Annotated in this window: 24 protein-coding genes and 1 tRNA gene; 7 read left to right on the top strand and 18 right to left on the bottom strand. The window is 67.0% G+C overall.

The genetic code is table 11. From position 1 onward, the window contains the following. The 5 genes from RWQ91_RS08710 to RWQ91_RS08690 form a co-directional block, all read right to left on the bottom strand. A complete protein-coding gene (locus RWQ91_RS08710; protein ID WP_314504903.1) occupies nucleotides 1–1,491 on the bottom strand; it encodes a bifunctional 3-(3-hydroxy-phenyl)propionate/3-hydroxycinnamic acid hydroxylase in 1,491 nt (496 codons plus the stop codon). 54 nt (nucleotides 1,492–1,545) lie between these two features. Further along, nucleotides 1,546–2,568 (bottom strand): fumarylacetoacetate hydrolase family protein, encoded by a 1,023-nt coding sequence (locus tag RWQ91_RS08705; RefSeq protein ID WP_314504900.1) that lies wholly within the window; start codon nucleotides 2,566–2,568, stop codon nucleotides 1,546–1,548. Nucleotides 2,569–2,671: 103 nt separating this feature from the next. Continuing rightward, the gene (locus RWQ91_RS08700) at nucleotides 2,672–3,253 is read right to left on the bottom strand and encodes a TetR/AcrR family transcriptional regulator (protein WP_314504897.1); all 582 of its coding nucleotides are present in this window, start codon (nucleotides 3,251–3,253) and stop codon (nucleotides 2,672–2,674) included. Between the two features lie 117 nt (nucleotides 3,254–3,370). Further along, the gene (locus RWQ91_RS08695) at nucleotides 3,371–4,582 is read right to left on the bottom strand and encodes an FAD-dependent oxidoreductase (protein ID WP_314504895.1); all 1,212 of its coding nucleotides are present in this window, start codon (nucleotides 4,580–4,582) and stop codon (nucleotides 3,371–3,373) included. 22 nt (nucleotides 4,583–4,604) lie between these two features. After that, nucleotides 4,605–4,925: a 2Fe-2S iron-sulfur cluster-binding protein gene (locus tag RWQ91_RS08690; protein ID WP_314504891.1), complete on the bottom strand. Its 321-nt coding sequence runs from the start codon at nucleotides 4,923–4,925 to the stop codon at nucleotides 4,605–4,607. 134 nt (nucleotides 4,926–5,059) lie between these two features. Between RWQ91_RS08690 and RWQ91_RS08685 the strand changes: the two genes are divergently transcribed. Beyond that, nucleotides 5,060–6,001, top strand: coding sequence for a LysR substrate-binding domain-containing protein (locus tag RWQ91_RS08685; protein ID WP_314504888.1), 942 nt, complete (start codon nucleotides 5,060–5,062; stop codon nucleotides 5,999–6,001). Nucleotides 6,002–6,133: 132 nt separating this feature from the next. Continuing rightward, nucleotides 6,134–7,339 (top strand): cytochrome P450, encoded by a 1,206-nt coding sequence (locus RWQ91_RS08680; protein WP_314504884.1) that lies wholly within the window; start codon nucleotides 6,134–6,136, stop codon nucleotides 7,337–7,339. Here the strand turns inward: RWQ91_RS08680 and RWQ91_RS08675 are convergent, their stop codons facing one another. The 3 genes from RWQ91_RS08675 to RWQ91_RS08665 are packed head-to-tail and all read right to left on the bottom strand — an operon-like array spanning nucleotide 7,340 to nucleotide 10,940. Further along, on the bottom strand, nucleotides 7,340–9,316 hold the full coding sequence (locus RWQ91_RS08675; protein WP_314504881.1) for an acetoacetate--CoA ligase: 1,977 nt from the start codon (nucleotides 9,314–9,316) through the stop codon (nucleotides 7,340–7,342). It lies immediately after the preceding gene. Next, nucleotides 9,313–9,924, bottom strand: a complete 612-nt coding sequence (locus RWQ91_RS08670; RefSeq protein WP_314504878.1) for a cupin domain-containing protein — start codon at nucleotides 9,922–9,924, stop codon at nucleotides 9,313–9,315. The genes RWQ91_RS08675 and RWQ91_RS08670 overlap by 4 nt, the downstream gene beginning before the upstream one ends. Next, the gene (locus RWQ91_RS08665; RefSeq protein WP_314504876.1) at nucleotides 9,921–10,940 is read right to left on the bottom strand and encodes a fumarylacetoacetate hydrolase family protein; all 1,020 of its coding nucleotides are present in this window, start codon (nucleotides 10,938–10,940) and stop codon (nucleotides 9,921–9,923) included. The genes RWQ91_RS08670 and RWQ91_RS08665 overlap by 4 nt, the downstream gene beginning before the upstream one ends. 129 nt (nucleotides 10,941–11,069) lie before the next feature. Here RWQ91_RS08665 and RWQ91_RS08660 point away from each other — a divergent pair, with 129 nt between their 5' ends. Continuing rightward, the gene (locus RWQ91_RS08660; protein WP_314504873.1) at nucleotides 11,070–12,077 is read left to right on the top strand and encodes a hypothetical protein; all 1,008 of its coding nucleotides are present in this window, start codon (nucleotides 11,070–11,072) and stop codon (nucleotides 12,075–12,077) included. Nucleotides 12,078–12,090: 13 nt separating this feature from the next. After that, entirely contained in the window at nucleotides 12,091–13,110 is a 1,020-nt protein-coding gene (locus RWQ91_RS08655; protein ID WP_314504871.1) for a dihydrodipicolinate synthase family protein, read from the top strand. A gap of 10 nt (nucleotides 13,111–13,120) precedes the next feature. On the opposite strand, the gene RWQ91_RS08650 is transcribed toward RWQ91_RS08655, so the two are convergent. The 6 genes from RWQ91_RS08650 to RWQ91_RS08625 all read right to left on the bottom strand — a co-directional run bounded on the left by RWQ91_RS08650 (nucleotide 13,121) and on the right by RWQ91_RS08625 (nucleotide 17,492). Then, entirely contained in the window at nucleotides 13,121–14,449 is a 1,329-nt protein-coding gene (locus RWQ91_RS08650) for a hypothetical protein (protein ID WP_314504869.1), read from the bottom strand. Nucleotides 14,450–14,473: 24 nt separating this feature from the next. Then, a complete protein-coding gene (locus RWQ91_RS08645; protein ID WP_314504866.1) occupies nucleotides 14,474–14,923 on the bottom strand; it encodes a hotdog fold thioesterase in 450 nt (149 codons plus the stop codon). Between the two features lie 166 nt (nucleotides 14,924–15,089). Continuing rightward, a tRNA-Arg gene (locus RWQ91_RS08640) sits at nucleotides 15,090–15,162 on the bottom strand. A 67-nt stretch (nucleotides 15,163–15,229) separates the two neighbouring features. Then, nucleotides 15,230–15,610 carry an MmcQ/YjbR family DNA-binding protein gene (locus RWQ91_RS08635; RefSeq protein ID WP_314504864.1) on the bottom strand — a complete coding sequence of 127 codons (381 nt, stop codon included), beginning with the start codon at nucleotides 15,608–15,610 and terminating at the stop codon, nucleotides 15,230–15,232. Between the two features lie 28 nt (nucleotides 15,611–15,638). Beyond that, nucleotides 15,639–16,232 carry an asparagine synthase gene (locus tag RWQ91_RS08630; protein WP_314504862.1) on the bottom strand — a complete coding sequence of 198 codons (594 nt, stop codon included), beginning with the start codon at nucleotides 16,230–16,232 and terminating at the stop codon, nucleotides 15,639–15,641. 141 nt (nucleotides 16,233–16,373) lie between these two features. Then, on the bottom strand, nucleotides 16,374–17,492 hold the full coding sequence (locus RWQ91_RS08625; RefSeq protein ID WP_314505474.1) for an acyl-CoA desaturase: 1,119 nt from the start codon (nucleotides 17,490–17,492) through the stop codon (nucleotides 16,374–16,376). A 338-nt stretch (nucleotides 17,493–17,830) separates the two neighbouring features. Between RWQ91_RS08625 and RWQ91_RS08620 the strand changes: the two genes are divergently transcribed. After that, nucleotides 17,831–19,342, top strand: a complete 1,512-nt coding sequence (locus tag RWQ91_RS08620) for a DEAD/DEAH box helicase (RefSeq protein ID WP_314504859.1) — start codon at nucleotides 17,831–17,833, stop codon at nucleotides 19,340–19,342. Between the two features lie 61 nt (nucleotides 19,343–19,403). Here the strand turns inward: RWQ91_RS08620 and RWQ91_RS08615 are convergent, their stop codons facing one another. Together RWQ91_RS08615 and RWQ91_RS08610 are read right to left on the bottom strand one after the other, a co-directional pair. Continuing rightward, nucleotides 19,404–19,817 (bottom strand): DUF5684 domain-containing protein, encoded by a 414-nt coding sequence (locus tag RWQ91_RS08615; RefSeq protein ID WP_314504856.1) that lies wholly within the window; start codon nucleotides 19,815–19,817, stop codon nucleotides 19,404–19,406. A gap of 40 nt (nucleotides 19,818–19,857) precedes the next feature. Beyond that, nucleotides 19,858–20,304, bottom strand: coding sequence for a YdeI/OmpD-associated family protein (locus RWQ91_RS08610; RefSeq protein ID WP_314504854.1), 447 nt, complete (start codon nucleotides 20,302–20,304; stop codon nucleotides 19,858–19,860). Between the two features lie 99 nt (nucleotides 20,305–20,403). Between RWQ91_RS08610 and RWQ91_RS08605 the strand changes: the two genes are divergently transcribed. Beyond that, complete coding sequence (locus RWQ91_RS08605; RefSeq protein ID WP_314504850.1) at nucleotides 20,404–20,823, top strand: DUF4383 domain-containing protein; 420 nt, start codon at nucleotides 20,404–20,406, stop codon at nucleotides 20,821–20,823. Nucleotides 20,824–20,841: 18 nt separating this feature from the next. After that, complete coding sequence (locus tag RWQ91_RS08600; protein WP_314504846.1) at nucleotides 20,842–21,423, top strand: hypothetical protein; 582 nt, start codon at nucleotides 20,842–20,844, stop codon at nucleotides 21,421–21,423. A 100-nt stretch (nucleotides 21,424–21,523) separates the two neighbouring features. Here RWQ91_RS08600 and RWQ91_RS08595 read toward each other — a convergent pair whose 3' ends face one another. After that, the gene (locus RWQ91_RS08595; protein WP_314504843.1) at nucleotides 21,524–22,465 is read right to left on the bottom strand and encodes an aldose 1-epimerase family protein; all 942 of its coding nucleotides are present in this window, start codon (nucleotides 22,463–22,465) and stop codon (nucleotides 21,524–21,526) included. Between the two features lie 23 nt (nucleotides 22,466–22,488). Beyond that, complete coding sequence (gene araA, locus RWQ91_RS08590; RefSeq protein ID WP_314504840.1) at nucleotides 22,489–24,000, bottom strand: L-arabinose isomerase; 1,512 nt, start codon at nucleotides 23,998–24,000, stop codon at nucleotides 22,489–22,491. Between the last annotated feature and the right edge of the window lie 99 nt (nucleotides 24,001–24,099).

Raw genomic sequence — 24,099 nt, 5'->3', positions numbered from 1 at the left:
TCAGGCCGCGCGGGTTCGCGCGATGCTCTTGCTCAGGGCGGCAACCGGCTCGATGAGAAGTTCCAGTTGCTCGGCCGACGACGCCACGCCGTACACGTACCGGTCGGGGCGGACCAGGACCGCTTCGCCTCCGGACGCCTCCAGCAGCGCCGGCACGCCGGGCTCGTTCTCATCCAGGATCAGCACGAGGTCATCCCCGAGTGCCTCGAAAACGTCCTGCGCGATGGAGCCGAGCAGCTCAGCCCGCCCCGCGAGGAGGAACCTGTCACCGATCCGGTCGTCGAAGCGGCCCTCCGGCACGCTGGGCTGCACCGCCCGCTGACCGGCGAGATGGCCACCGGAGTGGAAGCCGGAGCCGAGCGGCGGCGGCGGCGCCACGGCCGCTTCGGGGTGATCCCGAAGGAATTGATCCCGTCCGGCGGCGACCTTTTCGTCAGTGGTCTGCAGGGTGTCCGACATCCGCGTCGCCGCCTCCACCCATGCACGGGAGTGCGCTTTCCGCTCGGACTCGTACGTGTCGAGGATCGATTCGTCAGCACCTTGCAGGACGAGCGCGAGCTTCCACGACAGGTTCGCCGTATCGCGGATGCCCGAGCAGAGTCCCTGTCCGAAAAGCGGAGGCAGAAGGTGCGCGGCATCGCCGGCCAGGAAGATGCGCCCGTGCCTCCACGTGTCCACGAGGCACGAGCGGAACGTGTACACCGCGGTGCGCTCGGTTGCGAAGTTGTCCGGTCGCATGACACCATCGCTCTCGCGAGCGATCCATTCGGGAGAGCCCACCTCGCTGATGTCATCCGAGGGGAGCACTTTGAACTCCATTCGGCGTCGCATGCCCGGCAGCGCCGCCCAGAGTCGCGGGCGTGAAAAGTGTCCGAAGAAGAGCATGCTGTCGGGGATGTCGGGCTCCTCCAGGAAGGTGCCGTCCACCACAAGCCACGGGTTGTTGGGTCCCAGCTCCTCGTACTTCAGCCCGAGGGCGTGGCGGACGAACGACTGTGCGCCGTCCGCACCGACGAGGTAGTTCGCCGTGAAGTCCCGCTGATTGCCGTCCGGGTCGACCGTGCGTGCGGTGACGGTCTCGCCGCTCTGGGTGATCTCGGTCACTTCGTGGCCGCCGAGGAGCGTGATCCCGTCGAGGTTGGTCAGCGAGGAGCGGAGGATGCCGTCGAGGTCGGGCTGGTGGAACATGATGTCGCTCAGCCACCCTTCCGGTCCCGGGTAACCGGTGGGGAAGGCGAGCAGCACCTCTCCCGCCTCATTGACCATCTTGTAATTGCGCATCGGCTCGGACTGGCCGAACACCGCGTCGCCCAGGCCGATGGACTGGAGGGTCCTGAGCGTCTCGCCGTCGAAGTGCACCGCGCGCGGCTTCGGCCACACGTCGAGCTCTTTCTCCAGTCCGATCGCCGTCACGCCGCGATGCCCCAGAAGGGCCAGAAGAGTCTCCCCGACGGGGCCTCCCCCGACTACGATGACCTGTGCGTCAACCATCTTTCGCTCCTTTGCGATCCGGCAGCGCCGGTCTTCTGTATTTGTGAGTGGGTATCAAACGGCAGCGCCGGGCAGAGCCCGGTGCCGGTACCACGGCGGCGTCTGGCCGCGGGGTCCGCGGACGGTCTGTCGCTGGGTGCCCAGACCGGTGATGGTCGCCTCCAGCTCGTCGCCGTCTTGAAGGAATCTGCCCCAATGCGATCCGTTCCCGGCAGGAGAGCCGGTGATCAGCATGTCGCCAGGCCTCAGTTCCACGAACGAGGAGATGTATGAGATCAACTCCGGGATGCCGAACAGCATGTCGTCCGAGGTCTGATCCTGCTTCACCTCTCCGTTCAGAGAGAACTGAATGCGAAGCGCTGTCGGGTCTTCGACGAACCGGGCGGGGACCAGCACGGGGCCGGTGGGATAGAAGGTGGGATGGTTCTTCGACCGGAACCAGTCCGTGCCCATCATCGGAATGTCGGGGCGAGGCACGAGGGTCCGAAGCGTCAGGTCGTTGCAGATCGTGTAGCCGGCCACATGCGACATGGCATCTTCGAGAGGCACCTGGTAGGCGGCGGTCCTGATGACCACACCGAGCTCCAACTCCCAGTCAGCTTGCGCGCCGACCTCCGGCAGACGCACCTCGTCGAACGCGCCACTCATCGCGGAGGGCAATCCGATCCATACGTACGGGTCGCCGTGTGCCGCGCGTGCGTCGGCCTCCGCCGCAGCTTCGACCGCCAGTTCCTCCTTGGTCGCGTCGGACCGGCCGAGCCCGTGGGCGACCGAGAGCTGGATGATGTGGGTGCGGTAGTTGGCGCCGGCCGCGATCAGGTTTCCGGCTGGCTGCACGGGCGGTCGCACGTCCAGCTCGTCCATCGTCCAGGATTCCCGCTCGCGAAGACCACCTGATGCGATGACGGCGGCGATCGTGTCGAGGTGGCGGTCCCACTCGGCGAACATGTCGCGTGTGTCGGCGGCATCCACGATTCCGCGCAGGTCGTACACCCGCTCGTCGGCGACCAGGCCGGGGAAGATGACGCCGGAGACGGCGAAGCTTCCGACCGAGAAGGTCGGGGTTGCAGCGGCCATGTTCGCTCCTTCGCGTGTCACCGTAGTCCGATCGCTCACGATAGTACCCGAAACGTATCGTTTCGTATAGTCAGGCACGCATCGCCAGGCTGGACGAGGAGCACTAAGAGGCGACTCCGCGAAGCGCCATGCTGACGATCGACTGCGCGAAGCTGTCGTCGAGAGGACCGTCCTTGAAGAGAAGCCGCTGGTATACCGGCGCGTAGACCAGGCTCGCGACGAGATTCGGATCGGCCGTCGGGTCGATGGCCCCCTCGTCCATACCCCGCTGAACCAGCGCGATGGCGGCGTCGCGCCGATCGTCCCAGAAGCGACGGTGCAGTTCCTCGAGGGTTTCGGCGGAATACTGGCTCTCTGCGATCAGCTGGGCGATCACCGCGCCATCCATGCCGGCGTATTGGCGCACCACCGAAGAGAGGTGGTCCACCAGCGCCTCGCGGAACGGCAGATCGGTGCGCACCACCGTGCGCGGAAGGTACTCCACCACGAACGCGTCGATGACCACAGCGGCCTTGCTGTCCCACCAACGGTAGATCGTGGTCTTGCTGACGCCGGCGCGCTTGGCGATCGCTTCGATGGTGAGGCGCTGCACCGTCGTTCCCGGCTCCTGTGCGCCCTTGACGCCCAGCAGTTCCAGGGTTGCCTGCAGGATGGCCTGACGGCTGTCCTCGCTTCGTGCGACCATCTGGCTCAACTTCCGATGTCGTGATCTCTCTGCGGCTCGTCCATCCTCGCGGATCGACGACGTAGATACCGTACGACACGGGCCGCCCTGAATGCGCCGGCGCCGACTTCTGCGCGCTCATCGCCGAACACCTGACTGCGAGAGCAGCCCTTCCCAGTCCAGCACCGGGACCTGACCCTGGGCGAGCAGAGCCCGCGCCTGACGATGCACACGCGGAGCATTCAGCGTCTCCACTGCCGTGACCCGCTCGTCCCGCGTGCGCGCAATCACCACGCGACCGTCATGGTGCGCTTCGACGACCGCGTCATCGTCGGGTGCGGCGATGCCGACTATCTGGAGGTTCTGGTTCGCCTGATGACTCCAGAACCACGGCACAGCCGCGTATCCCGTCTCGCCGGTTCCGGTGAGCACGTGGGCGAGGTGGCGCGCCTGGTCGACGGCGTTCTGAACCGACTCCAGCCGGATATGACCGAAGACGTGGGGGTGCGGAAAACTGACGCAGTCACCGATCGCGTAGATGGAAGGATCGGAGGTTCGCAGGCTGGAATCGACCACGATGCCGTTGACCACATCGAGCCCAGCTTCGGCTGCGATCTCGATGTTGGGCTGGGCGCCGACCGAGACGATGACGACGTCCGCCGGCAGAATCGTTCCGTCGTCCAGCTCGACGCCGCTGACAGCTCCGTCTCGGTCGACGAGTCTTCGAACGCCGGTGTCGACCAGGATCCTGGTCCCCTCGTCGGCATGCCTCGCGGCCAGCTCGCGTGCCATCGGCGCGCTGAGGGATCGTTGCAGAAGCTCCGCCGCCCGCTCGACGACGACAACCCGTGTGGACTTGGCCGCGGACGACGCGATCTCCAACCCGAGGAACCCACCCCCGAGCACAACGACGTCGCGCGCCTTGCCGAGTGAGCGGCGCAGAGCAGCGGCATCCACGCGCGTGCGCAGCAGGTGCACATCGAGCAGATCGGAACCATCGAGGACGAGAGAGCGGGGACGGGATCCTGTCGCGATGACCGCGATGTCGTAGGACACGTGGGAGCCGTCGTCGAGGTGAAGCCGCCGCGCGGGGCGATCGATCGCTGCCACCGTCGCGCCAGGGCGATAGCCGATGCCATCACGCTCGAGCAGGGCACGCGTGCGGGTGATCAGCCCGTCCTCGTCGACACTGCCGGACAGGTAGTCCTTCGAGAGGGGCGGCCGCTGGTAGAGGTCTCCCCCTTCACTGTCGACGAGCTCGATCGCGCCCTCCCAGCCGGTCGTCCGCAAGGTCGTCGCCAGCGTCGCCCCGGCCTGGCCGGCGCCGATGATCGCAACACTGCGATGCACATCGGGAGGATCGGACGCCATGTCACACCTGGCGTTCCGGAAGCCGCACGGTGATGCTCTCGAAGTGCAGACCGGCCTTCAGCTGGCATCCCAGTCGACTCTCCGATTGCCGCGGAGAGGCGGTGCATTCCAGCATTTCGTCCTCGTCCTCGCTGAGGTCGGGAAGATCGGCCGGCGCATCCTCGACGTAGACATGGCACGTGGCGCACATCGCCTGCCCCCCGCACTCGCCGACGATGCCGTCGATCCCGTTCTGCAGAGCGGCGCGCATGACAGAGGTGCCCTCGGCGACCGACACCGACTCGCGTTCGCCGTCTCGATGGACGTAGGTGACCGTGGACATCGTGCTCCTGCTTCGTCGAAGGACCAGCGGGTTCATGCCGGCTCAGCCATGGTGCGCGCTGTCCGAATCCCATGTAAAGCGGATATATCCATGCTGATATCCCGGCTCAGTCGGAATTGCCTTATCCTGACCGGATGGATCCCCTCCGCGCTGATGCTCCGGGCTATGCCGCACCGTTCACTCTTCGTCAGCTCGAGTGCTTCGTCGCCGTGGCCGAGTCCGGCTCCATCGCCCGGGCCGCCGACGTTCTCAGAGCATCCGACTCGGCCGTCTCGGACGCACTCACGGCGATGGAGAAGACGCTCGGCTGTCGCCTGTTCGACCGTCGTCGATCCCGGGGGGCGACGTTGACCTCGGACGGGCTGGCGATCCTCTCGATCGCGCACCGGATGCTCTCGGATGCCGAAGAGCTCTCCGCCGCAGTGGGCAATGACGCCTCCGCGCTCATGGGACCGGTGCGGGTGGGCGCGGTGGACACCCTCGCACCGGTCATCATCCCGCGGCTCATCGAGCGCATGCGCACGGATCATCCCGCGCTCCGGGTGGATTTCCGCACCGGCGACCAGCCGAGCATGATCGATGCACTCGAGCGCGCGGAACTGGACCTCGTCATCACCTTCGACATCGACGTGCCGCCGGAACTGCGGCGCCGCTCGCTCTGGTCCACCCACGCGTGCGTCGTGGTCGCGGCCGACCACCCGCTCGCCGACCGAGGGAGCATCGGACTCGATGAAGTGGCGGACGAGCCGATGGTGCTGCTGGACATCTTCTCGAGTCGTGTCCACACGCTGGAGCTCATGTCGAGCAGATCCATCACTCCTCGGATCGCCTATCGCACCGACAACTACGAACTGTGCAGATCTCTCGTCGCTCGCGGACTCGGCTACACGCTGCTGATGCGGCGAGCGATCAGAAGCCAGACGTGGGATGGGGCCGGCGTCACCTCGCTCGAGATCGACCCTTCCCCGAGGGATGTGGAGATCCTGGCGGTCTGGACGAACCGAGGACATCCCCCGCGCGTAGCCGCCGTCGTCGAGGCAGCCGCGGCCGTCGGAGACACCGTCCTGATGCGGTAGCGAGCCCTGCGCCAACGAGGCGCAACCGGATTAGTTGCGCGGGAAAATCCGCTTTCCCCGGACTTGTCCTGATGCGATGCTACCCAGAGACCGTCGAGTGAGAGTGCTCGGCCGATGCGAGGGAGCATTCACATGAACGACGAGACGACCGATGCTCTGGTCCTGGACCCTCCCGTCGCCGACTGGTTCGACCCGGCCGAGATGATGCGCGACCCGTATCCCGCCTATGACCGATTCCGAGAGCTGGGCGACGTGGTGCACGCCCCGCGCGTCGGACGCTACTTCCTGACCACGCACGCCGCGGTCACGGGAGCCGAGCAGCAGCCCCAGCTTTTCTCCTCGTACTCCGAAACGAACCTGACGATGATGCGGGCGCTGGGGGGACGTCCGATGCTCCGAAAGGACGATCCCGAGCACTCGACGGAACGAAGCGCGATCAACCCGACCCTCCGCCCCAGGCAGGTCAGCACGCTCTGGTCGCCACGGTTCGCTCAGACCGTGGAGACCTGGCTTGATCGCCTGGAAGACATCGGGAGGGGCGCGGACCTGAATCGCGACTTCGCAGCCCCCGTCGCCAGCCAGAACCTCATCGACCTGCTCGGCTTCCCGCTCGACACTGATGTGCGGGACATGCATCGCTGGTCGACGGACTACATCGCCGGCATCGGCAACCTTCTGGACGACCCGCAGATCTGGGAACGCTGCGAGCAGAGTCAGCGCGAGGTGAACGCCGTGCTGGACGAGCTCCTTCCTCGGCTCCACCGCGAGCCCGACGGGTCCGTCACGTCGCATCTGCTGCAGGTGGGCCTACCTGAGAAGAGTGTCCGGGCGAACGTGCATCTGACAATCTCAGGTGGCATGAACGAGCCACAGCACATGATCACCAACATGGTGTGGGCGCTGTGCCGGCATGAAGACCAGCTCGATCTCGTCCGGACGGGGCAAGTGGAGTGGGGCGCTGTCTTCGAGGAGGCCGTTCGATGGCTTTCACCGATCGGGATGCTGCCCCGCGAAGCCACAGCCGACATCGACTGGCAGGGATACAAGATCCCCCAGGGTGCGAATGTCGGGCTGCTGTTGGCGTGCGCCAACCGCGACGCGGCCGTGTTCGATGACCCCGACCGCTTCGACGTTCGCCGTCACGCACGCGGGCACGTGGGGTTCGGCGCCGGCGTTCACATGTGCGCGGGTCGCTGGGCCGCGAAAGAGGCGGTCGGCGAGCTGGCGGTCCCACGCCTGTTCGAACGCTTTCCCGGGCTGCGCATCGACGACACGCGTGCGACCGACTGGGACGGCTGGGTCTTCCGCGGCATCACCTCGCTGCCCGTCACCTGGTGATCACCCGACCGCGTGCCGGGAGCGCGCGAACTCGGCCAGGTCCTGGAGGAGTGACGGATCATCGATGGCGCCGAGATCGGCCACGTCCTCGAGGGCCGCACCCTGCAGCAGCCTCTTGACGGGCACCTCCAGCTTCTTACCGGTGCGCGTGTGCGGAATGCCCCGAACGAAGATCACCTCGTCCGGGAGGTAGCGCGCGGAGAGATTCGAGCGAATGGCGGACGTGATCGCCGCTCGCGCCCGACCGGGATCGGCCTCGTCCGTGAGGGCGACGAACAGCGGCATGTAGTAGTCGGTGCCGATCTCTGCGCCGACGACCAGCGCTTCACGCACCTCGGGGACCTGCTCCACGGCGGCGTAGATGTCCGCTGAGCCCAACCGCAGTCCGTTGCGGTTCAAGGTCGAGTCGGATCGTCCGAGGATGAGGATGCCGTGCTCGTCGAACTGTATGTAGTCGCCGTGTCGCCACACTGCGGGGTAGGTGGAGAAATAGCTGGCCTGGTAACGCGTGCCATCGTCGTCACCCCAGAAGAACAGTGGCATCGACGGCATCGCCTCGGTCACCACGAGCTCCCCCTGACCGGTGGCCGGACGACCGCGTTCGTCCCAGGACTCCACACGCACTCCGAGCGCCGGCGCTTGGATGTAGCCGACACGCACCGGAAGTGTCGGCGCTCCTCCGACGAAGATCGAAGCGATGTCGGTTCCGCCGCTCATCGAGCTGAGCCAGACATCCCCGACACACCGGTAGACCCAGCGGAACCCATCGGCCGACAGCGGAGAGCCGGTCACTTGGACGGCCCGCAACGCAGCGAGGTCATGGTCGCGTAAGGGCACGAGATCTGCTTTCAGACACGAGTGCACGAAACCCGCCCCGATGCCCAGAGCCGCGACGCGTTCGGCGGCGACGACCTCCCACACCCGGTCCAGAGACGGGTAGGTGGGATTCCCGTCCATCAGCACCGGCGTCGCTCCGACGCCGAGCGCTGAGACGAGCGAGTTCCACAGCACCCAACTGGTGGAGGCCACGTTGAGGTAGCGATCGCCCGGCCGCAGGTCGGAATGCAGGGAGAGCAGCTTCAGCATCTCCAAGAGTGCACCGCCATGCCCGTGCACGATGCCCTTGGGCTTGCCGGTCGTTCCCGACGAAAACATGACCCACAGCGGATGAGCGAACGGGACCTCAGCGAATTCCAGATCTGCCGGCGAGGACACCGCCTCGTGCCATGGCGCGCCAAGGGCCGCCGTGAAAGGAGGATCCGTGTCAGTGTGGGCGGTCACCCACACGACGTCGGTCACGCTCGGCAGAGCGGCGAAGATCTCGCCGAGATCGCCGGTACGGTCGCGGTCGCGTCCGCCGAGACGGTACCCGGGCACGGCCACCACGATCTTCGGCTCCAGCTGTGCGAAGCGGGACACGATCGCCCCGGCGCCGAACTCGGGCGCGCAAACCGACCACACCGCTCCGATGGCGGCCGCGCCCAGGAACGCGATGACGGTCTCGATCACGTTCGGGAGGATGCCGACCACGCGATCGCCCTCGCCGATCCCGCGCTCGCGAAGGAAGCGGGAGAAGGCTCCGACCTGCGCGCGCAGGTCGGACCACGTCATCTCCGTTCTGGCGCCGTCCTCCGCCACCGCGATCAACGCTGCTCCTGCGCGGTCCTGCTCCAGCAGGTGCCGTGCGAAATTCACGGTGCGTCCGGGGAACCACCGGGTCTGCGGCATGGGGTCCTCCGTGCGGACCTGATCGCCGGCGCCTCCCAGCGCCACCCCCGAGAACTCGGCGAACTCCGACCAGAACCTGCTCACGTCGTCGACCGACCACTGCCACAGCTCGTCGTAGTCGCCCACCGGCAGGGCATGACCTCGCGATCGCAGAAACCCGATCAGTCGGCTGACGCCCGTCGCGCCGACGAGCGCATCGTCCAGCCGCCAGATCAACCCGCCATCCGGAGCATCGGCATCGACGATCATCGCATCTCCGCAGAGGCGGCATTCGTCGTGCGCCGCGCCGCGATCTGCTCCGGGGAGAGCGGCGGGGTTCCGATCAGGACGAAGAGCATCCTCGAGGATCGATCGGTCCGGTTGGACCACGAATGATTCGTCGCACGCTGGATCACGACGTCCCCCGGACCGAGTGTCGCCTCACCGGCATCCACGAGCAGAGTGATCTCGCCCTCGAGGACGATCGCGTAATCCAGCGAGTCGGTGCGATGGAACCAGAAGTGCCGATCTTCGCTGTCCACGGCTGCCGCGTGCCGCTCCGCGTGGCCGTCGATATCGGTGAAGACCACGTCTGCCGCGCGCTCGGGGTACGCCGAGTCCGGCGGGAAATCCGCGATCCGCATGATCGTCTCACCGGGACCGGGGAAGGATGCCACGCGGGCGTCGGCCGAGGCAGGATCGGCGTCGCTGACGTGGTCGATCACACCGTCAGGCGTCCACCACGGTACGGTCGCTCCGAAGCCGGGCACCGCATCCGACGACCAGTCGTTGGGCGCCGCGCCATCGGAGAGGATCACCGCTCGTCCGGCATCGTCGTGGCCGGTCACGACGCGACGGACGGCTTTGCGATCGGTCATGCTCCTGTCTCCGCGTGAGGGTTGTGCTTCGGCTCCGGCCACCACGGGATGTGCTCGCTTTCGGTGGCGATGTGCGAGCGCAGTGTTCCGACTTTCTCCAGTTCGAGCTCCAGCACGTCCCCGCGATTCAGGGTCCGCTGAAGCTCTACTCCCGCGCCGAAGGCCATGGTCCCCGAACCGATGACGTCGCCGGGCTGCAGCCTGTCCGCGATGGAGACGTACGCGATCAGTTCGGAGGGCGTGTACACGAAGTCCTCGACGACGGTGTCGGACCACACTTCTCCGTTGACCCGGACCTGCCCGCGAAGACCTTCGATCGCTCCGACCTCATCAAGCGTGGTGACCCACGGCCCGATGCCGTAGGCGAAGTCCTTGCTCTTCTGAGGGCCCATGCCGATGCCGAACTCCACAGCCTGCACATCGCGGGCGCTGAAGTCGTTGAAGATCGTGATTCCGAAGACATGGTCGAGCGCGTCTTCGGGTGCCAGGTTGCGGCCAGGCGCGCCGATCACGTAGCCGATCTCGAGCTCATAGTCGAGCGCCTCGGTGTAGGAGGGGTAGGGGATCACCTCGTCATGGCCGTACAGGACGCCGTTGGAGCCTTTGAAATAACCCGGTCGGACATAGATGCTGGGGTTCGGTGGAGTCTTCATCACATTCGCGAAGAAGTTGGTGATGTGCCCCTCGAAAGTGAGACCGTCACGGATCACGGGTGCATCCACGGCCGCTCGCCAGTGGACGTCGGCCAATCCGGTGGAGGCGTCATCCGCGGCAGCAAGCGCGAGCTCGATCGATTCGCGGAACCTCGGTCCGCTGCCGATCGCCGCGGCAAGGCTGCTCGGGAAGGTGGCCAGGGCGATTCGACGGGCTGCTTCGGGAGTCGCCGACCGGCGTTGCTCCACCAGCGCGAATGCCCGGGCCAAATCGATCACCCGGTCGTTCTCCGGCTCCACGGCCACGAGGCGGATGGTCTCACCATCCGGTGTGGGGACTGCGATGCGTCCAATTTTCGTCATGTCTCTGCCCTCCTTTGGGTGGACCCGATACTATACGAAACGTGCAGTATCGCTACTATGTGATCAGCAGACACTCGCGGATGGGCAGCAACGAGGCGATCCACCTGGGCGAGTGGCAAGGGAGCGACAATGGGTTTCGCCGCCGCATCCTCACATCGGCTCCCGCTCTTCTTGACGGACGCGGACGTCGAGAAGCTGGCCCATTGGCCCACAGCGATCGCCGCGATCCGTTCGGCGTACGCGGATTCGATGAAGGGTCAGCCGACGCCCGGACGGATCTTCGCTCAGACAGCTGATGAGTGGATCCGGATCATGCCGTCGATTCCTGCCAGCGGCCGGCTCTTCGGATCGAAGTCGATCGCCGGCTCCTTCCATGACGGCCTGACGGTGAGCTACCTCATCTCACTGTTCGACAAGCGGACCGCGGAGTTGGTGGCGCTCGTGGACGGCAACCGCGTCACAGGGCTGCGCACCGCCGCAACCACGGCCGTCGCCGCCGCGCTCATCGCACCGCGACGTGCACTGGTCGTCGGCGTGATCGGCTCCGGCTTCGAGGCTCGCTCGCACCTCAGCGCTTTGTCGCACGAACTCGCCTTCAGCGACATCCGTATCTTCAGTCCGACGCCGGGCAACCGGGAGGAACTGGCGGCCGACGTGCTGGCGAGCGGAACGAGCGCCCGCGCGGTCGACTCGGCGCACGAAGCGGTTGCCGGTGCCGACCTTGTCCTGTGTGCCGCCAGATCGCGGGACGAGTCACCGACAGTCCGGTCGGAATGGGTCGCTGAGAACGCCGCCATCATCTCCATCGGATCGACCACGCCCGCTCAGAGAGAGCTTCCGATCGAGCTGATCGGCCGCGCTGCGCTCATCGTGGCCGACAGCGTCGAAGAGGTGATGCACGGCAGCGGTGACATGATCGCCGCCCGGGAGTCCGGACTGGACATCGCATCGGTGACGGTGTCGCTCGCATCGGCGGTCGGGGCGGGAAAGCCGCTCCCCTCCGAGGGCATCCGCATCTACAAGTCCACCGGTTCGGGCCTGCAGGATGTCGTCGTGGCCGAGGCGCTCTACGAAAGCGCCCGATCGGCCGGCGTGGGCACCCTGCTGCCCGTCGGCATCGTCACGAACCGCAAATAGAAGAGGCGCAATCATGGTCGACTATTCGAAGACAGACGCACGGGCTTGGGCGCGGCAGAACTTCGTCGGCACCGTGGCGGTGACCCATCCCTCGTTCGCACCGGACTTTTCCGGGATCAACGAGGACGGCATCCGCCATGACGTCCTCAAGCTGAAGGAACTGGGGTTCGCCGGCACTCTGCTGGTCGCCGAAGTGAACATCACCCCGGACGAGAACGCCCGCATCACCGCGATCGCCCGCGAGGCGGCCGGACCCGACTTCGCCCTGTTCTTCCATGCGACCTTCGCCACGCTGGAACAGAACATTCTTGCCGCCGATCTGGCCGCAGCTGCCGGCGCGGACCGGGCGCTGCTCGCCTATCCCGGATCGTTCTGGCCCACCGGCTACGACGAGGTCTTCCACTACACGAAGGCCTTCACCGACAACACCGATCTGGCCACCATGCTGTTTCCGCTCCCCGCGTGGGGATTCGAGCGGATCCACCCGGCCGGCATGAGCGTCGAATTCGTACGCCGGGTGCTGGATGCCATGCCGAGCATCGTCGCCATCAAATCCGAACAGGGCTACCCCGGAATCCCCGGCGTGATGGAGATGTACCACCACTTTCGTGAGGAGGTCGTCATCTCGTGCCCCATCGAAGCCGAGACGATCCCCCTGATGTCGGTCCTGGACTTCCAGTTCTCCGGAACGAGCAACACCAACTGGATGAGCGACTACTACCCCAGAGCTTTCGAACTCGCACGTCGCGGAAAGTGGGAAGACGCGATGGCGCTGTACTGGCAGGTGCACCCTGCTCGCCTCGCGAACTCCGCAGTCTCGGCGACGTCGACACCAGGCACGTCTGCGATCAACAGGACGCAGTGGAAGTATCAGGAGTGGCTTGCCGGCTTCAACGGCGGCGCTCTGCGCGCCCCGGCCCCGCGGTTGCCCGACCGATTCATGAAGCAACTCAGAGCAGCGCTGGTCGCGTCCGGACTGCCGGTCACCGAGTCCCCCGACGAGGACTTCGTCCTCGGCAGAGTCCGCTCCTGACAGAGGGTTGCTACTTGTCGCTCGACGCGCGTACGTCGAAGTCCTTATTGCGGGTCAACTCCAGATACGGAAACCGCTCCACCGTCGCCCGAACCCGCTTGACCCGGTTCCCGTAGTCGCCCCAGTGAACGAGGACTTCGTTGCCGATATGAGATTCCTCCAGATCGATCACCGTTTGGGAGATGAGCTGCCGGTAGTAGTAGCTGTAGACGACGGCGGACGAAACACCGATCGCCCGCCCGTCAGCGGTTGTCACGAGATCGGCGTGTCCACCCGCAGGCTGCTGAGGAGTCACGGGGAACTCGAACACCTTGTATGGCTCTCCCTGCTCGAACTGCGAAGCGAACACCTCCAGCACGTCTTCCGCATTCCAGCGCAGGATCACCGTCTTGCGTTTCGGATTCGCGATTTCGCCTTCGAACGCTTCTCGGCCGACGAAGTCGTGGTTGAGCTTCCCCATCCACGACCAGTTGACTTCGTGTGGTGATCGCAGTCGCGACCTCACGTCAGCAGGGTCGATGCTTCCGGTGAGGGGAGCGTCCAGCAGTCTCCCTACCGAACTCTCCCTTACCGCAGGGTCGAAGAGCATCGACGGCAGCCACGTGACGCCGAGCTGAGGAAACCCGCCTTCAGTGTGGTTGACGGCATACGTGCGCCAACCCAGTCGAGTGATCCCCAGGGGCTTGCCGGCTTCATATACGGCGTCGTAGACGCTCGCGCTGGCTTCCAGTGGGCCCCGGATTTCATAGGCAAGGGTGCCGGCCATGCCGATCCTGGACAGTTCGAGTTCCATCACGAGATCGACACCAGGAATGGATACCCGAACGGCGTCAAGGAACCTGAGATCCCGGACTCCCTCACCCAGCAGCTGGACCAGCACGTCAAGCGACTTTGGTCCGGCCACCTGGAGGATGAAGATGTCGTTCACCGTCATCTGCACGTCGAAGTCGAGGCGGCGCATCTGGAAGAGCGGCCACGGCGGACCCGCGATCATCCGGAACGACTCCCGGTCGCGAACAGCCAGCGCATGGCTGGCGATCACACCCTGCTCATCCAACATGACCAGGTGCTTGGATCTTCCGACGGACCAGTTGTAGACGTCATTGATACTGATCTTGGAGAGAAACGCCTGGGCATCGGGACCGGTGAAGACGTACTCGATCGGGCCCACGAGATTGGCCGCGAGATAGACCCCCTCTTTCCAGGACATCGACTCTTGCTGCCAGCCGTCGCCCTCCCATACGCGCAAGTGGCCCCAGATGGGCGCGTAGCTCTTGATGCCCGGATACGCGGGCACCGCTCCGATGCTGGGCAGCGCCAACGGGTCCTCGAGCGGCATGCGTTCTCCTTCCCCAGCGTGAAGTCAGACGACGCGCCGCATGAGGCGCCCTGTTCCCCGGACCAGTGCGACGATGCGCTCGCCCTCACGGACCGTGATGTCCGCTACGACGCGCCGCTCATCCCAATAGATGACGTGCGCATCCGCTTCCAGTTCATCGCCGACGAGCGCGGGCGAGAGATACGAAATAGACGCGTCGACGGTCGCTGTGCCCTCGAGCACCGAATTGGCGGCGCACGCGAAGGCTTGGTCGGCCAACGCGAAGATGAAGCCGCCTTGTGCGACGCCGTGCCCGTTGGCCATGTCGGGTGTCACTCGTTGTCGCACCTTCGCGTGACCGCCGCTCGCTTCGCTCGCGACGACGCCCAGGCGAAGTGCGCTGCGGTCAGCTTCGAGCATGCTGTGGACGTACCGGCTGATCGTCATCGACGGCACCTCATCCTCAATGTCCCCAACCGACGGCCACTGCCGCACGGTCTAATCCGAATCGTACCGTATCGTATCGCGAGAATGAGCGCGATCGTTCCGTCCGCGCCGAGCTCAACTCTTCTGATTCGAATCACAGGCGAATCAGACGACAGGGGGAACAGAAAAAGGGCCGAGAACCGGCCCTTTTCCCAATCACTGTCTCAACACAGTGTGCGCCCGAAGAGACTCGAACTCCCAACCTTCTGATCCGTAGTCAGATGCTCTATCCATTGAGCTACGGGCGCATGGCCGCCCTTGCGAGCAGGCCAGCGTCCAGAATACCCCACGCTCGTGCGCAGGCCGAATCGAGGCTCAATCCGCCACGGGCACCACGGGATCGGCATCCAGCGCCCGCAGCTGACGCACCAGGGCGACGCGACGGTAGGACGTGTCCAGCAGCTCCTCCAACAGATCCCAGGGGCCGGATGCCGCTTCCACGCGAATGGCCAGCCACCCGTAGGCGCCCTCGTAGGGCGGCACGAAGACGTCGTCCCGCTCGAGAAGGGCTTCGCGCTCGAGCGGATCGGGGATGAACAGCACCGACGCGGACTCGCCGGATCCGACGATCGCGAACTGCGGCTTGCCGGCGCGAAAGGTGCAGCGCCCGTGTGCGATGGCCTCGACCGCTTCGGGGTACCGCATGCAGAGCTGCCGCACCCGCTGCACGAGCGGATGATCAGGCGGGAACCTCATCGGATGCGGCTGCCGGTCCACGAGGCTCCTACTCCGCCGCCGACTCCGGGGCGAACTCGGCAGCGTGCCGCATGCCACCATCGTTGAGCTTGCGCCGGTGCGCCGAGAGCCGAGGCAGGTCGACCAGTCGCAGTGCCTGCATGCGCGCACCGCGCATCATCTCGTAGTCGGGATCGACATCGGGACGCATGCCCTCGACCCGCAGGCGGCGCTGCAGATTGGCCTCGACATCGCCCCACGCCGCATCGCGCGCCTGCTCGACGAGCTCGGCGACGGCCTCCGGATCGGCAGCGCGAACCCGCAGCTCTTTCGCGACCCGTTCGTACTGCTTCTCGCGCTTGCGCAGATTGCGCATATCCCGGTCGCGGTAGTCGTGGGTTCCGTCGGAATCCGTGAACTTGCCCCAGGCGCGCTTGCGCTGCTTTCGCGTGAGCGCCGCCGCCTCCTCCTGCTCGACAGCGAGCTCGATCAGGGTCTGCTGGGCGAAAGGCGCGAGCTGGGCGGGATCGAAGGACTCATCGTGAGCGATCGTCTCGACGAGGATGTGGTTGCGCACGGTCAGGCGCGCAGCCGCGGATGCGATCGAGACACCCTCGGCGACGGCATCCGAGGTCTTCCCCATCCGCGCCACCTCCCCTGCAACGAGAGTACCGGCCGCGGGTGCGCCGCGTCGGCGACCATGGTTCCGCCGCGGTGACGCGCCCGGAAACGACGGACGTCCCGTGCTCGCAAGCACGGGACGTCCGTTGACAGCTCAGTGGGCTCAGATGCCCTTGGTGCGGAACTTCTGGACGAGTCCGCACTCGAACGGGTCGGCCGCGGCCAGACCCACGTCGTTGAGGTAGCGGATGACGATGCCGTACGACTTGATCAGCGTCGTCTCGGTGTACGGGACCCCGAGGGTCTTGCAGTGCTCGATCACGATGTCGCGGGCCTGCGAGAGGTGCGGGCGCGGCATGCTCGGAAAGAGGTGGTGCTCGATCTGGTAGTTCAAGCCGCCCATGAGCGTCGTGGCCCACCAGCCGCCGGAGACGTTGCGCGAGGTGCGGACCTGCTTGGTGAAGAAGTCGAGCTTCGCATCGGCGTCGATGATCGGCATGCCCTTGTGGTTCGGCGCGAACGCGGCACCCATGTAGACGCCGAAGACGGCCATCTGCACACCGATGAAGGCGAAGGCCATGCCGAGCGGCAGGAAGAGGAAGACCGGGGTGAGCACGAGCACGAAGCGCAGCGTCAGCAGGGCGATCTCGGTCCAGCGGGACTTGACCGGCTGACGGAAGTTGAGCACGTGGCGGAACGCGAGGAAGTGCAGGTTCAGGCCCTCGAGCGTGAGGAGCGGGAAGAACAGCCATCCCTGGCGCCGGGTGATCAGGCTCATCGGGCCGCTGACCTTCTCGGCATCCACTTCGAGGAAGCGGATCGTGTCGACCTCGATGTCGGGGTCCTTGCTGACCCGGTTGGGGTTGGCGTGGTGGCGGGTGTGCTTCGAGCCCCACCAGTCGCGGCTCATGCCGACGATGCCGTTGCCGAGGATCAGTCCGAGCGTGTCGTTGGCGCGTCCGGACTTGAGGATCGTGCGGTGCGCGGCCTCGTGCGAGAGGAATGCGACCTGCGTGAACAGGATGCCGAGGGCCGCAGCGATCAGCAGCTGGAACCAGCTGTCACCCAGCAGGATGAAGCCGGTGATCGCTCCACCGAAACCGAGCGCGATCGCGGTGCCGACGGCGATGTAGAACCACGGCGTGCGCTCCAGCAGTCCGGTTTCGCGGACCACCTGCGAGACCTTTGTGTAGGCCTGGGTGATGGGCGGGAAGCTCTCTTTGCGCGCGTACGTCTGGCGGACGCGTCCAAGAGTGGACTCGGGTGCGGAGACTGCAGTGATTGCGGCACCTGCCTTATCGGAGCGTTCTCGGGAGAACGGGCGAAAGAGAAAGGCGGCTGCCGATCGTCTGAGGCCCACCCTACGCGGTGGTACATACGGGGGCCGGAATGTGATAGCAGTCTCATCATGTGTCGGGCGGATGCACAGCGAGCCCACCCACAGGGGACGCTCAACCGGCCGTGCTAGCGTTGATCTCGGCGGATTCTTCCGCCCAGCGTCGTTGTCACGCTTCGCGGCTTCTTTGCCGCGGTTCTTTTCACACGGCGAACCGATGCGCGAACCCGCGCCGTCGCCCTCTTCACGCCCGTTCTGCGGCGTGCCTTCCTGAAAGCACCACTATGTCTACTTTCCTCGACCTCGGCGTGCCCGCGCCGCTGGCCACCGTTCTCGCCCGTGAGGGCAAGACCGAAGCCTTCCCGATCCAGCGCGACACGCTGCCCGACTCCCTCGCCGGCCGTGACGTGCTCGGCCGCGGCCGCACCGGCAGCGGCAAGACCATCGCCTTCGCACTCCCCCTCGTGGCGCGCCTGTCCGGCGCCTTCGCCTCGGGCCGCACGCCCGGCCGCCCCCGCGGCCTCGTGCTCGCCCCGACGCGTGAGCTCGCGACGCAGATCGCCGCGACCATCCAGCCCCTCGCGGCGGCATCCGGCCTCACCGTCACCACGATCTTCGGCGGCGTGAGCCAGAAGCCGCAGGAGTCGGCGCTGCGGGCCGGTGTCGACATCGTCGTGGCCTGCCCGGGCCGCCTCGAAGACCTCATGAAGCAGGGCCACGTGCGCCTGGACCGCGTCGAGATCACCGTGCTCGACGAGGCCGACCACATGGCCGACCTCGGGTTCCTGCCCGGCGTGACCCGCATCCTCGCCGCGACCCCGCAGGGCGGACAGCGCATGCTGTTCAGCGCCACGCTGGACCGCGGCGTCGACGGCCTGGTGCGCAAGTTCCTGCGCGACGAGGTCCGCCACGAGATCGACGACCAGAGCGTCCCGCAGGGCGAGATGACGCACCGCGTCTTCCTCGTGAGCGACGACGAGAAGTCAGACCTCGTCAAGCACCTCGCGTCCGGCCGCGGTCGCCGCATCCTGTTCACCCGCACGAAGCACCAGGCCAAGAAGCTCGCGAAGGTCCTGACCGCCGCCGGCATCCCTGCCGTTGATCTGCACGGAAACCTCTCGCAGCCGGCACGTGAGCGCAACCTCGCCGCGTTCGGCGCCGACCCCGCCAAGGGCGGCGTGCGCGTGCTCGTGGCGACCGACGTCGCGGCGCGCGGCGTGCATGTCGACGAGGTGGAGCTGGTCGTGCACGTGGACCCGCCCATGGAGCACAAGGCGTACCTGCACCGCTCGGGCCGCACCGCCCGTGCCGGCGCGGCGGGCACCGTCGTGACCGTCACGATCCCCTCGCAGCGGCGCGATGTCGCCGACCTCCTGCGCAAGGCGGGCATCACCGCTCCGCTCGAGCAGGTCGGCGCCGAGTCGGCTCCGATCACCGAGCTGGTCGGCGAGCGCGCCGAGTACGTCAAGCCCGCGCCCGTGCAGGCTGTGCAGCAGCAGCGTCCCTCCAAGCCGCGCACCGCTCAGGCGTCGCAGGGCGGCCGGGGCGGCCAGGCTCAGGGCAACGGTCGCGGCCGGGGCAACGCGTCCGGCTCGACCGGCCGCGGCAGCGCCGCCGGTTCGGCACGGGGCGGCGACCGCAGCGCCGCCGCCACGTCCGGCGGATCGCGTCCCATGTACTCCACGGGCACCGGTCAGCCCTCGCACGCGCACAACCCGCGCCCGGCGCAGGCCCGCCCGACCGGTTCGCGTCGCGCCCAGCACAGCGGCACACGCTCCGGCGGTCCCCGCGGCTGAGCTGCAGCATCCGACGAAACGGCCCGAGGCGATCGCCTCGGGCCGTTTCTCGTCGTGCGGACTACGCCTTGACGGGCTTGGAGTAGGTGGCGTCGCCGAAGCCGAGGATGAAGTAGCCGATGAACGCGATCAGCCATAGCAGGAAGAAGGACCAGACAGCGCTCTTGCCGAACGCGGCACCGAGCTTGATGGCCACGACGATCGAGAAGACGACGTTGACGATCGGGATCAGGTAGAGCAGCGACCACCAGCCCGAAAGACCGGCGATCTTCACGAGGATCACGATGTTCACGATCGGGATCAGGGCCAGGACGCCGGGCCACCCGGCCTTCTTGAAGACCATCCACAGCGCGATGGCGATCAGGACGTACCAGAGGAACGACAGGATGCCCGTGGTGACGTTGAAGAGCGATTCGTTGAGGTTCGCGGCGATGGGGTTGACGTCGGCGAGCACCGAACTGATGGCGAGATTCATGCGGCTCATCCTAGGGGCGCGTCACGACCCGGCCTGAGATCTACGACAGCTTCGCGATGACCGCGGCGACGCGCCGAGCACGCGTTTCGGGGGCCTTCGCTCCCTCGACCCCGGTGGCGTGAGCCTTCTGCTGGCTCGGCGGGAGCTTGTCGAACGCCTCCCGTAGTCCCGCGGCAGCCAGCGCCTCGGCCAGGTCGTCGGGGACAGCGACCGTGCGCGGCTCCGTGTCGAGCGTCAGATCGACGGTGATCGTCTCGCCGCCTTTCAGCCCCGTCGCCGCGCGCTTGTCCGAGCTGAACGCGATCAGCGAGCGGCCGCCCATCGGCGCGACCGCGCTGCGGTACGAGAAGTCCTCGCCGCCGTTGGCGCCGACGACCGTGACGTTGACGAGGGGCCGCTTGCCACCGCCGAGCTCGTCGAGGACGCCCGGCGGAACCAGGATGCCGGTGTTGTTGCCGACGAGCAGAAGAGTGGTCTCGAATCGCATGGCTCCGAGTGTGCCAGATGCACCGGGCAAACCGATCCGGTGCCGCCTCCGAAGACTCTTCAGACGCGGCACCGGCCGCGCACAAACAGGAGGTCGCACATGCGCTCGTCACCGAACCGCCTCGTCGCCACGATCTTCGGCGCGGTCTACATCCTCGTCGGACTTCTCGGCTTCGCCGTCACCGGCGGCGTCGGCTTCATCGCGACCGAGGGCGGACTGCTCCTCGGCATCTTCGAGGTGAATCCCCTGCACAACATCGCTCACCTGCTGATCGGCGCAGCGCTGCTCATCGCGGGCCTCGTGTCGGCCCGCGCGGCAAAGACCGTCAACATCGTCGTCGGAGCGACCTATCTCCTGCTCGGCATCGTCGGGTTCTTCCTGGTCGGGAGCGCGCTGAACATCCTCGCCCTGAACACGTTCGACCACTTCCTGCACCTCGCGAGCGCTCTCGTGCTCCTGGGCGTCGGAATCGCTGCTGAGCGCGGCACCCGCACCGAACTGTCCGGCCGCACGGCCTGACGTGTACGGAGAGCCGAGATGAACACCTTGACAGCAGCACGCGCGATCGCACCACACGAGACGGAGGTCGGCGGCCAGGGGGGCCTCGCCGACGCGCCGTCGTGGCCCGCGGTCGCGGCGTGGGGCGGAGGACTCGTTCAGCTCGCTCTCGGCGCCGGCGCGATCACGGCCGCTGAAGGAGGACTCGCCATTCGGGTGGTGGGGATGCTCCTGGCCCTGATCGGCGCCGCCGCGATCGGCTGGGGAGCCGCGACGCTCGCCCGAGGACGCCTGATCGTCCCGCGGCTGAGCATCGCAGGCTCCCTGGCCGGCATTCTCACGGCCACCGTCGCGATGTCGCTGGACCCGACTCGGGTGAGCGTCTTCGCGGTCGCGGCCGGGACGATCCTGCTGGTCGCCGTCGCCTTCGGCTGCGCACGCACCCTGCGCGGGGACCGTTCACGCGCACGCGGAACGGATGCCGGCCGCGGCCGGCTCGTCGGGCTCGTTGTGGCCGCGGTCCTGGTCGCCGGGGTCGTCACCCCCGCGCTGGCTGCGACCGAGGCCGGGCAGCACGCCGTGCCGCACGGCGAGATGGTCGAGCCGGGCCACCACCACTGACCGGCTCTCGCCCGTACGCGAGGTCACCCGCTTTTCGCGAGGTCATCCGGCAGTACTGCGTGCACCGTGTGATCTCGCGCGCAAACAGTGATCTCGTGCATCAGCCGATCGCGGAGATGCGCCAGGATGCCGTGGCCGACGCGCCCGGCTCGAGCACGATCAGACCGGCGTCGTAGTCGTAGCGGTCCGCGTTGAAGGCGTCGGGGGCGCAGGTCATCGGCTCGACCGCGAGGCCGGTGCGATGCCCGGGCTTGCCGATGCCCTTGTCGGAGGTGTGCACCTGCACCCAGGGGCATGCGGCATCCCAGGTGATCTCCACGCCGGCGTCGCCGTCCGTCACCCGCACGACGGCGCGGCCGTCCGCACCCCGCGAGAGCGCGGTGTACGCGTGATCGAGTTCGACCGCGCCGATCTGCCGCGCCTCGCGGAAGTCGAAGCGCTCCGGGTCGTCGCCGTCCACCGGAGCCAGCCCGATCGGAATCAGCCGGTCCGGGGTCACCTGGAGCACCTCGGCCGCCGGCAGGTCCAGCGTCCAGTCGTCGACATGCCCGGGCCCGGCCACCAGATACGGGTGCGGGCCGGTGCCCCAGGGCGCGGCATCCGGACTCTCGTTCGTCGCCGTGACGGTCTGCGTGAGCCCGTCGGCACCGAGCGCGAAGGTCGTCTCGACGCGGATGCGCCACGGATACCCGGTCTGCGGCTGGATCGTCGCGGTCAGCGTGACGTGGCTGGACTCCTTGTCGATGGGCTCGTAGTCGAGCCACGCCGCCAGCCCGTGGAGGGCGTGATGACGCGCCGGCTCCGTCAGCGGCACCTGCCGCTCGACGCCCGCGAAGACGTACGTGCCGTCGACGACGCGGTTCGGCCAGGGAGCAAGGGTCGCGCCCCGGTAGGACGGGCGCACCTCGTCGGCATCGAACGGCACGGTGAGATCGCGCCCGCCGTGGGTGAACGAGCGCAGGGAAGCCCCGACGCTCGAGATGACGGCTTCGTAGTCGCCCGCGCGCAGCGCGTGCTGAGTGCCGGAAAGGAGGGTGCGCATAAGAGAGGTGTGCTTTCGAGGGGTCAGAGGCCCTGGGCCAGTCGATAGTATGCCTGGTTCCAGCGCAGCTCGCTCTGGAATCCGCGCACCGTCGTGGCGTCGTCGATCACGACGAGCTCGGTGCGGGCGATCTCGGCGAAGTCGCGGAACACCTCGATGCCGACGGCTGTCGTCATCACCGTGTGGTGTGCCGCGCCGGCGGCCAGCCAGCAGGAGGCGCTCGTGGCGAAGTCGGGCTGGGGCTTCCAGATCGCGCGGCCGACCGGCAGCTTGGGCAGGTCCGGCGCCTCGACGTTCTCGACCACGTTGGCGACCAGGCGGAACCTGTCGCGCATGTCGCTCATCGCCACCACGAGCGCGGGGCCCGGGTCGGCGGTGAAGACCAGCCGCACGGGGTCTTCCTTGCCGCCGATGCCGAGTGGGTGCACTTCCAGGCGCGGCTTGGCGGTCGTGAGCGACGGCGACACCTCGAGCATGTGCGCACCGAGGATCCGTTCGCTTCCGGGCACCAGGTCGTAGGTGTAGTCCTCCATGAGGCTGGCGCCGCCGGGAAGGCCCGAGCCCATGACGTTCGCGACCCGCACGAGGATCGCGGTCTTCCAGTCCCCCTCGGCTCCGAAGCCGTACCCCTCGGCCATCAGGCGCTGGACGGCGAGCCCGGGCAGCTGCTTCAGCGCACCCAGGTCCTCGAAGCTCGTCGTGAAGGCGCCGAAGCCGCCCTCCTCGAGGAAGGAGCGCAGGCCCAGCTCGATCGCCGCGCCATCCCGCAGCGACTGGTGCCGGTCGCCCCCGATGCGCAATTCAGGCTGGACGTCGTACAGATCCTCGTATTCCGCGACGAGCGCGTCGATGTGGGCGCTCTCAGCCTGAGTTACGGCATCCGTGAGCTCGTTGACGCCCCACGTGTTCACCTGCACGCCGAAGCGCAGCTCGGCTTCGGTCTTGTCCCCCTCGGTCACGGCGACGTAGCGCATGTTGTCACCGAAGCGGGCGAGCTTGAGGGTGCGGGATGCCGCCCATCCGGCGGCAGCCCGCTGCCAGTCCTCGACCTGCTGGCGCACCACCGGGTTCGAGACGTGACCGACGACGGTCTTGCGGGCCACGCCGAGGCGGGTCTGGATGTACCCGAACTCGCGGTCGCCGTGCGCGGCCTGGTTGAGGTTCATGAAGTCGAAGTCGATGTCCGCCCAGGGCAGCTCGACGTTGGCCTGCGTGTGCAGGTGCAGCAACGGCTTCTGCAGCGCGTCGAGGCCGGCGATCCACATCTTGGCCGGACTGAAGGTGTGCATCCACGCGATCACGCCGATCACGTCGTCACGGGCGTTCACCTCGAGTGCGAGGCGCCGGATCGAGTCGGAGTCCTTGAGCACGGGCTTCCACACGATCGTGACCGGCAGCCCGTCCAGGCCGGCTGCGACCGCCTGGGACTGGTCGGCGACCTGACGCAGGGTCTCCTCCCCGTAGAGGTTCTGACTGCCGGTGACGAACCAGACCTCGTAGCGGTCGAGCGTGGTGGACAGCGGGGTGCGGGTCATGGAGTCTCCAAAGGTCGGTGACGGGTTTCCATGTCCCGAATCTCGCCGCTGTCAGCAGGGGAAAGCGGTGAATTCCGGGACACGAAGCGGAAAGAGTGG

This window comes from uncultured Microbacterium sp. (assembly GCF_963524805.1).
Lineage (GTDB): Bacteria > Actinomycetota > Actinomycetes > Actinomycetales > Microbacteriaceae > Microbacterium.
The sequence above is the reverse complement of the archived record's forward strand: the minus strand, read 5'-3'. Positions and strand labels throughout refer to the sequence as shown.

Bases quoted from the DNA above. Each gene is read 5' to 3' on its own strand.
- RWQ91_RS08710 (WP_314504903.1), bottom strand. From the start codon at position 1,491: ATGGTTGACGCACAGGTCATCGTAGTCGGGGGAGGCCCCGTCGGGGAG.
- RWQ91_RS08705 (WP_314504900.1), bottom strand. From the start codon at position 2,568: ATGGCCGCTGCAACCCCGACCTTCTCGGTCGGAAGCTTCGCCGTCTCC.
- RWQ91_RS08700 (WP_314504897.1), bottom strand. From the start codon at position 3,253: ATGGTCGCACGAAGCGAGGACAGCCGTCAGGCCATCCTGCAGGCAACC.
- RWQ91_RS08690 (WP_314504891.1), bottom strand. From the start codon at position 4,925: ATGTCCACGGTCACCTACGTCCATCGAGACGGCGAACGCGAGTCGGTG.
- RWQ91_RS08685 (WP_314504888.1), top strand. From the start codon at position 5,060: ATGGATCCCCTCCGCGCTGATGCTCCGGGCTATGCCGCACCGTTCACT.
- RWQ91_RS08680 (WP_314504884.1), top strand. From the start codon at position 6,134: ATGAACGACGAGACGACCGATGCTCTGGTCCTGGACCCTCCCGTCGCC.
- RWQ91_RS08675 (WP_314504881.1), bottom strand. From the start codon at position 9,316: ATGATCGTCGATGCCGATGCTCCGGATGGCGGGTTGATCTGGCGGCTG.
- RWQ91_RS08670 (WP_314504878.1), bottom strand. From the start codon at position 9,924: ATGACCGATCGCAAAGCCGTCCGTCGCGTCGTGACCGGCCACGACGAT.
- RWQ91_RS08665 (WP_314504876.1), bottom strand. From the start codon at position 10,940: ATGACGAAAATTGGACGCATCGCAGTCCCCACACCGGATGGTGAGACC.
- RWQ91_RS08660 (WP_314504873.1), top strand. From the start codon at position 11,070: ATGGGTTTCGCCGCCGCATCCTCACATCGGCTCCCGCTCTTCTTGACG.
- RWQ91_RS08655 (WP_314504871.1), top strand. From the start codon at position 12,091: ATGGTCGACTATTCGAAGACAGACGCACGGGCTTGGGCGCGGCAGAAC.
- RWQ91_RS08650 (WP_314504869.1), bottom strand. From the start codon at position 14,449: ATGCCGCTCGAGGACCCGTTGGCGCTGCCCAGCATCGGAGCGGTGCCC.
- RWQ91_RS08635 (WP_314504864.1), bottom strand. From the start codon at position 15,610: ATGAGGTTCCCGCCTGATCATCCGCTCGTGCAGCGGGTGCGGCAGCTC.
- RWQ91_RS08630 (WP_314504862.1), bottom strand. From the start codon at position 16,232: ATGGGGAAGACCTCGGATGCCGTCGCCGAGGGTGTCTCGATCGCATCC.
- RWQ91_RS08620 (WP_314504859.1), top strand. From the start codon at position 17,831: ATGTCTACTTTCCTCGACCTCGGCGTGCCCGCGCCGCTGGCCACCGTT.
- RWQ91_RS08615 (WP_314504856.1), bottom strand. From the start codon at position 19,817: ATGAATCTCGCCATCAGTTCGGTGCTCGCCGACGTCAACCCCATCGCC.
- RWQ91_RS08610 (WP_314504854.1), bottom strand. From the start codon at position 20,304: ATGCGATTCGAGACCACTCTTCTGCTCGTCGGCAACAACACCGGCATC.
- RWQ91_RS08605 (WP_314504850.1), top strand. From the start codon at position 20,404: ATGCGCTCGTCACCGAACCGCCTCGTCGCCACGATCTTCGGCGCGGTC.
- RWQ91_RS08600 (WP_314504846.1), top strand. From the start codon at position 20,842: ATGAACACCTTGACAGCAGCACGCGCGATCGCACCACACGAGACGGAG.
- RWQ91_RS08595 (WP_314504843.1), bottom strand. From the start codon at position 22,465: ATGCGCACCCTCCTTTCCGGCACTCAGCACGCGCTGCGCGCGGGCGAC.
- araA (WP_314504840.1), bottom strand. From the start codon at position 24,000: ATGACCCGCACCCCGCTGTCCACCACGCTCGACCGCTACGAGGTCTGG.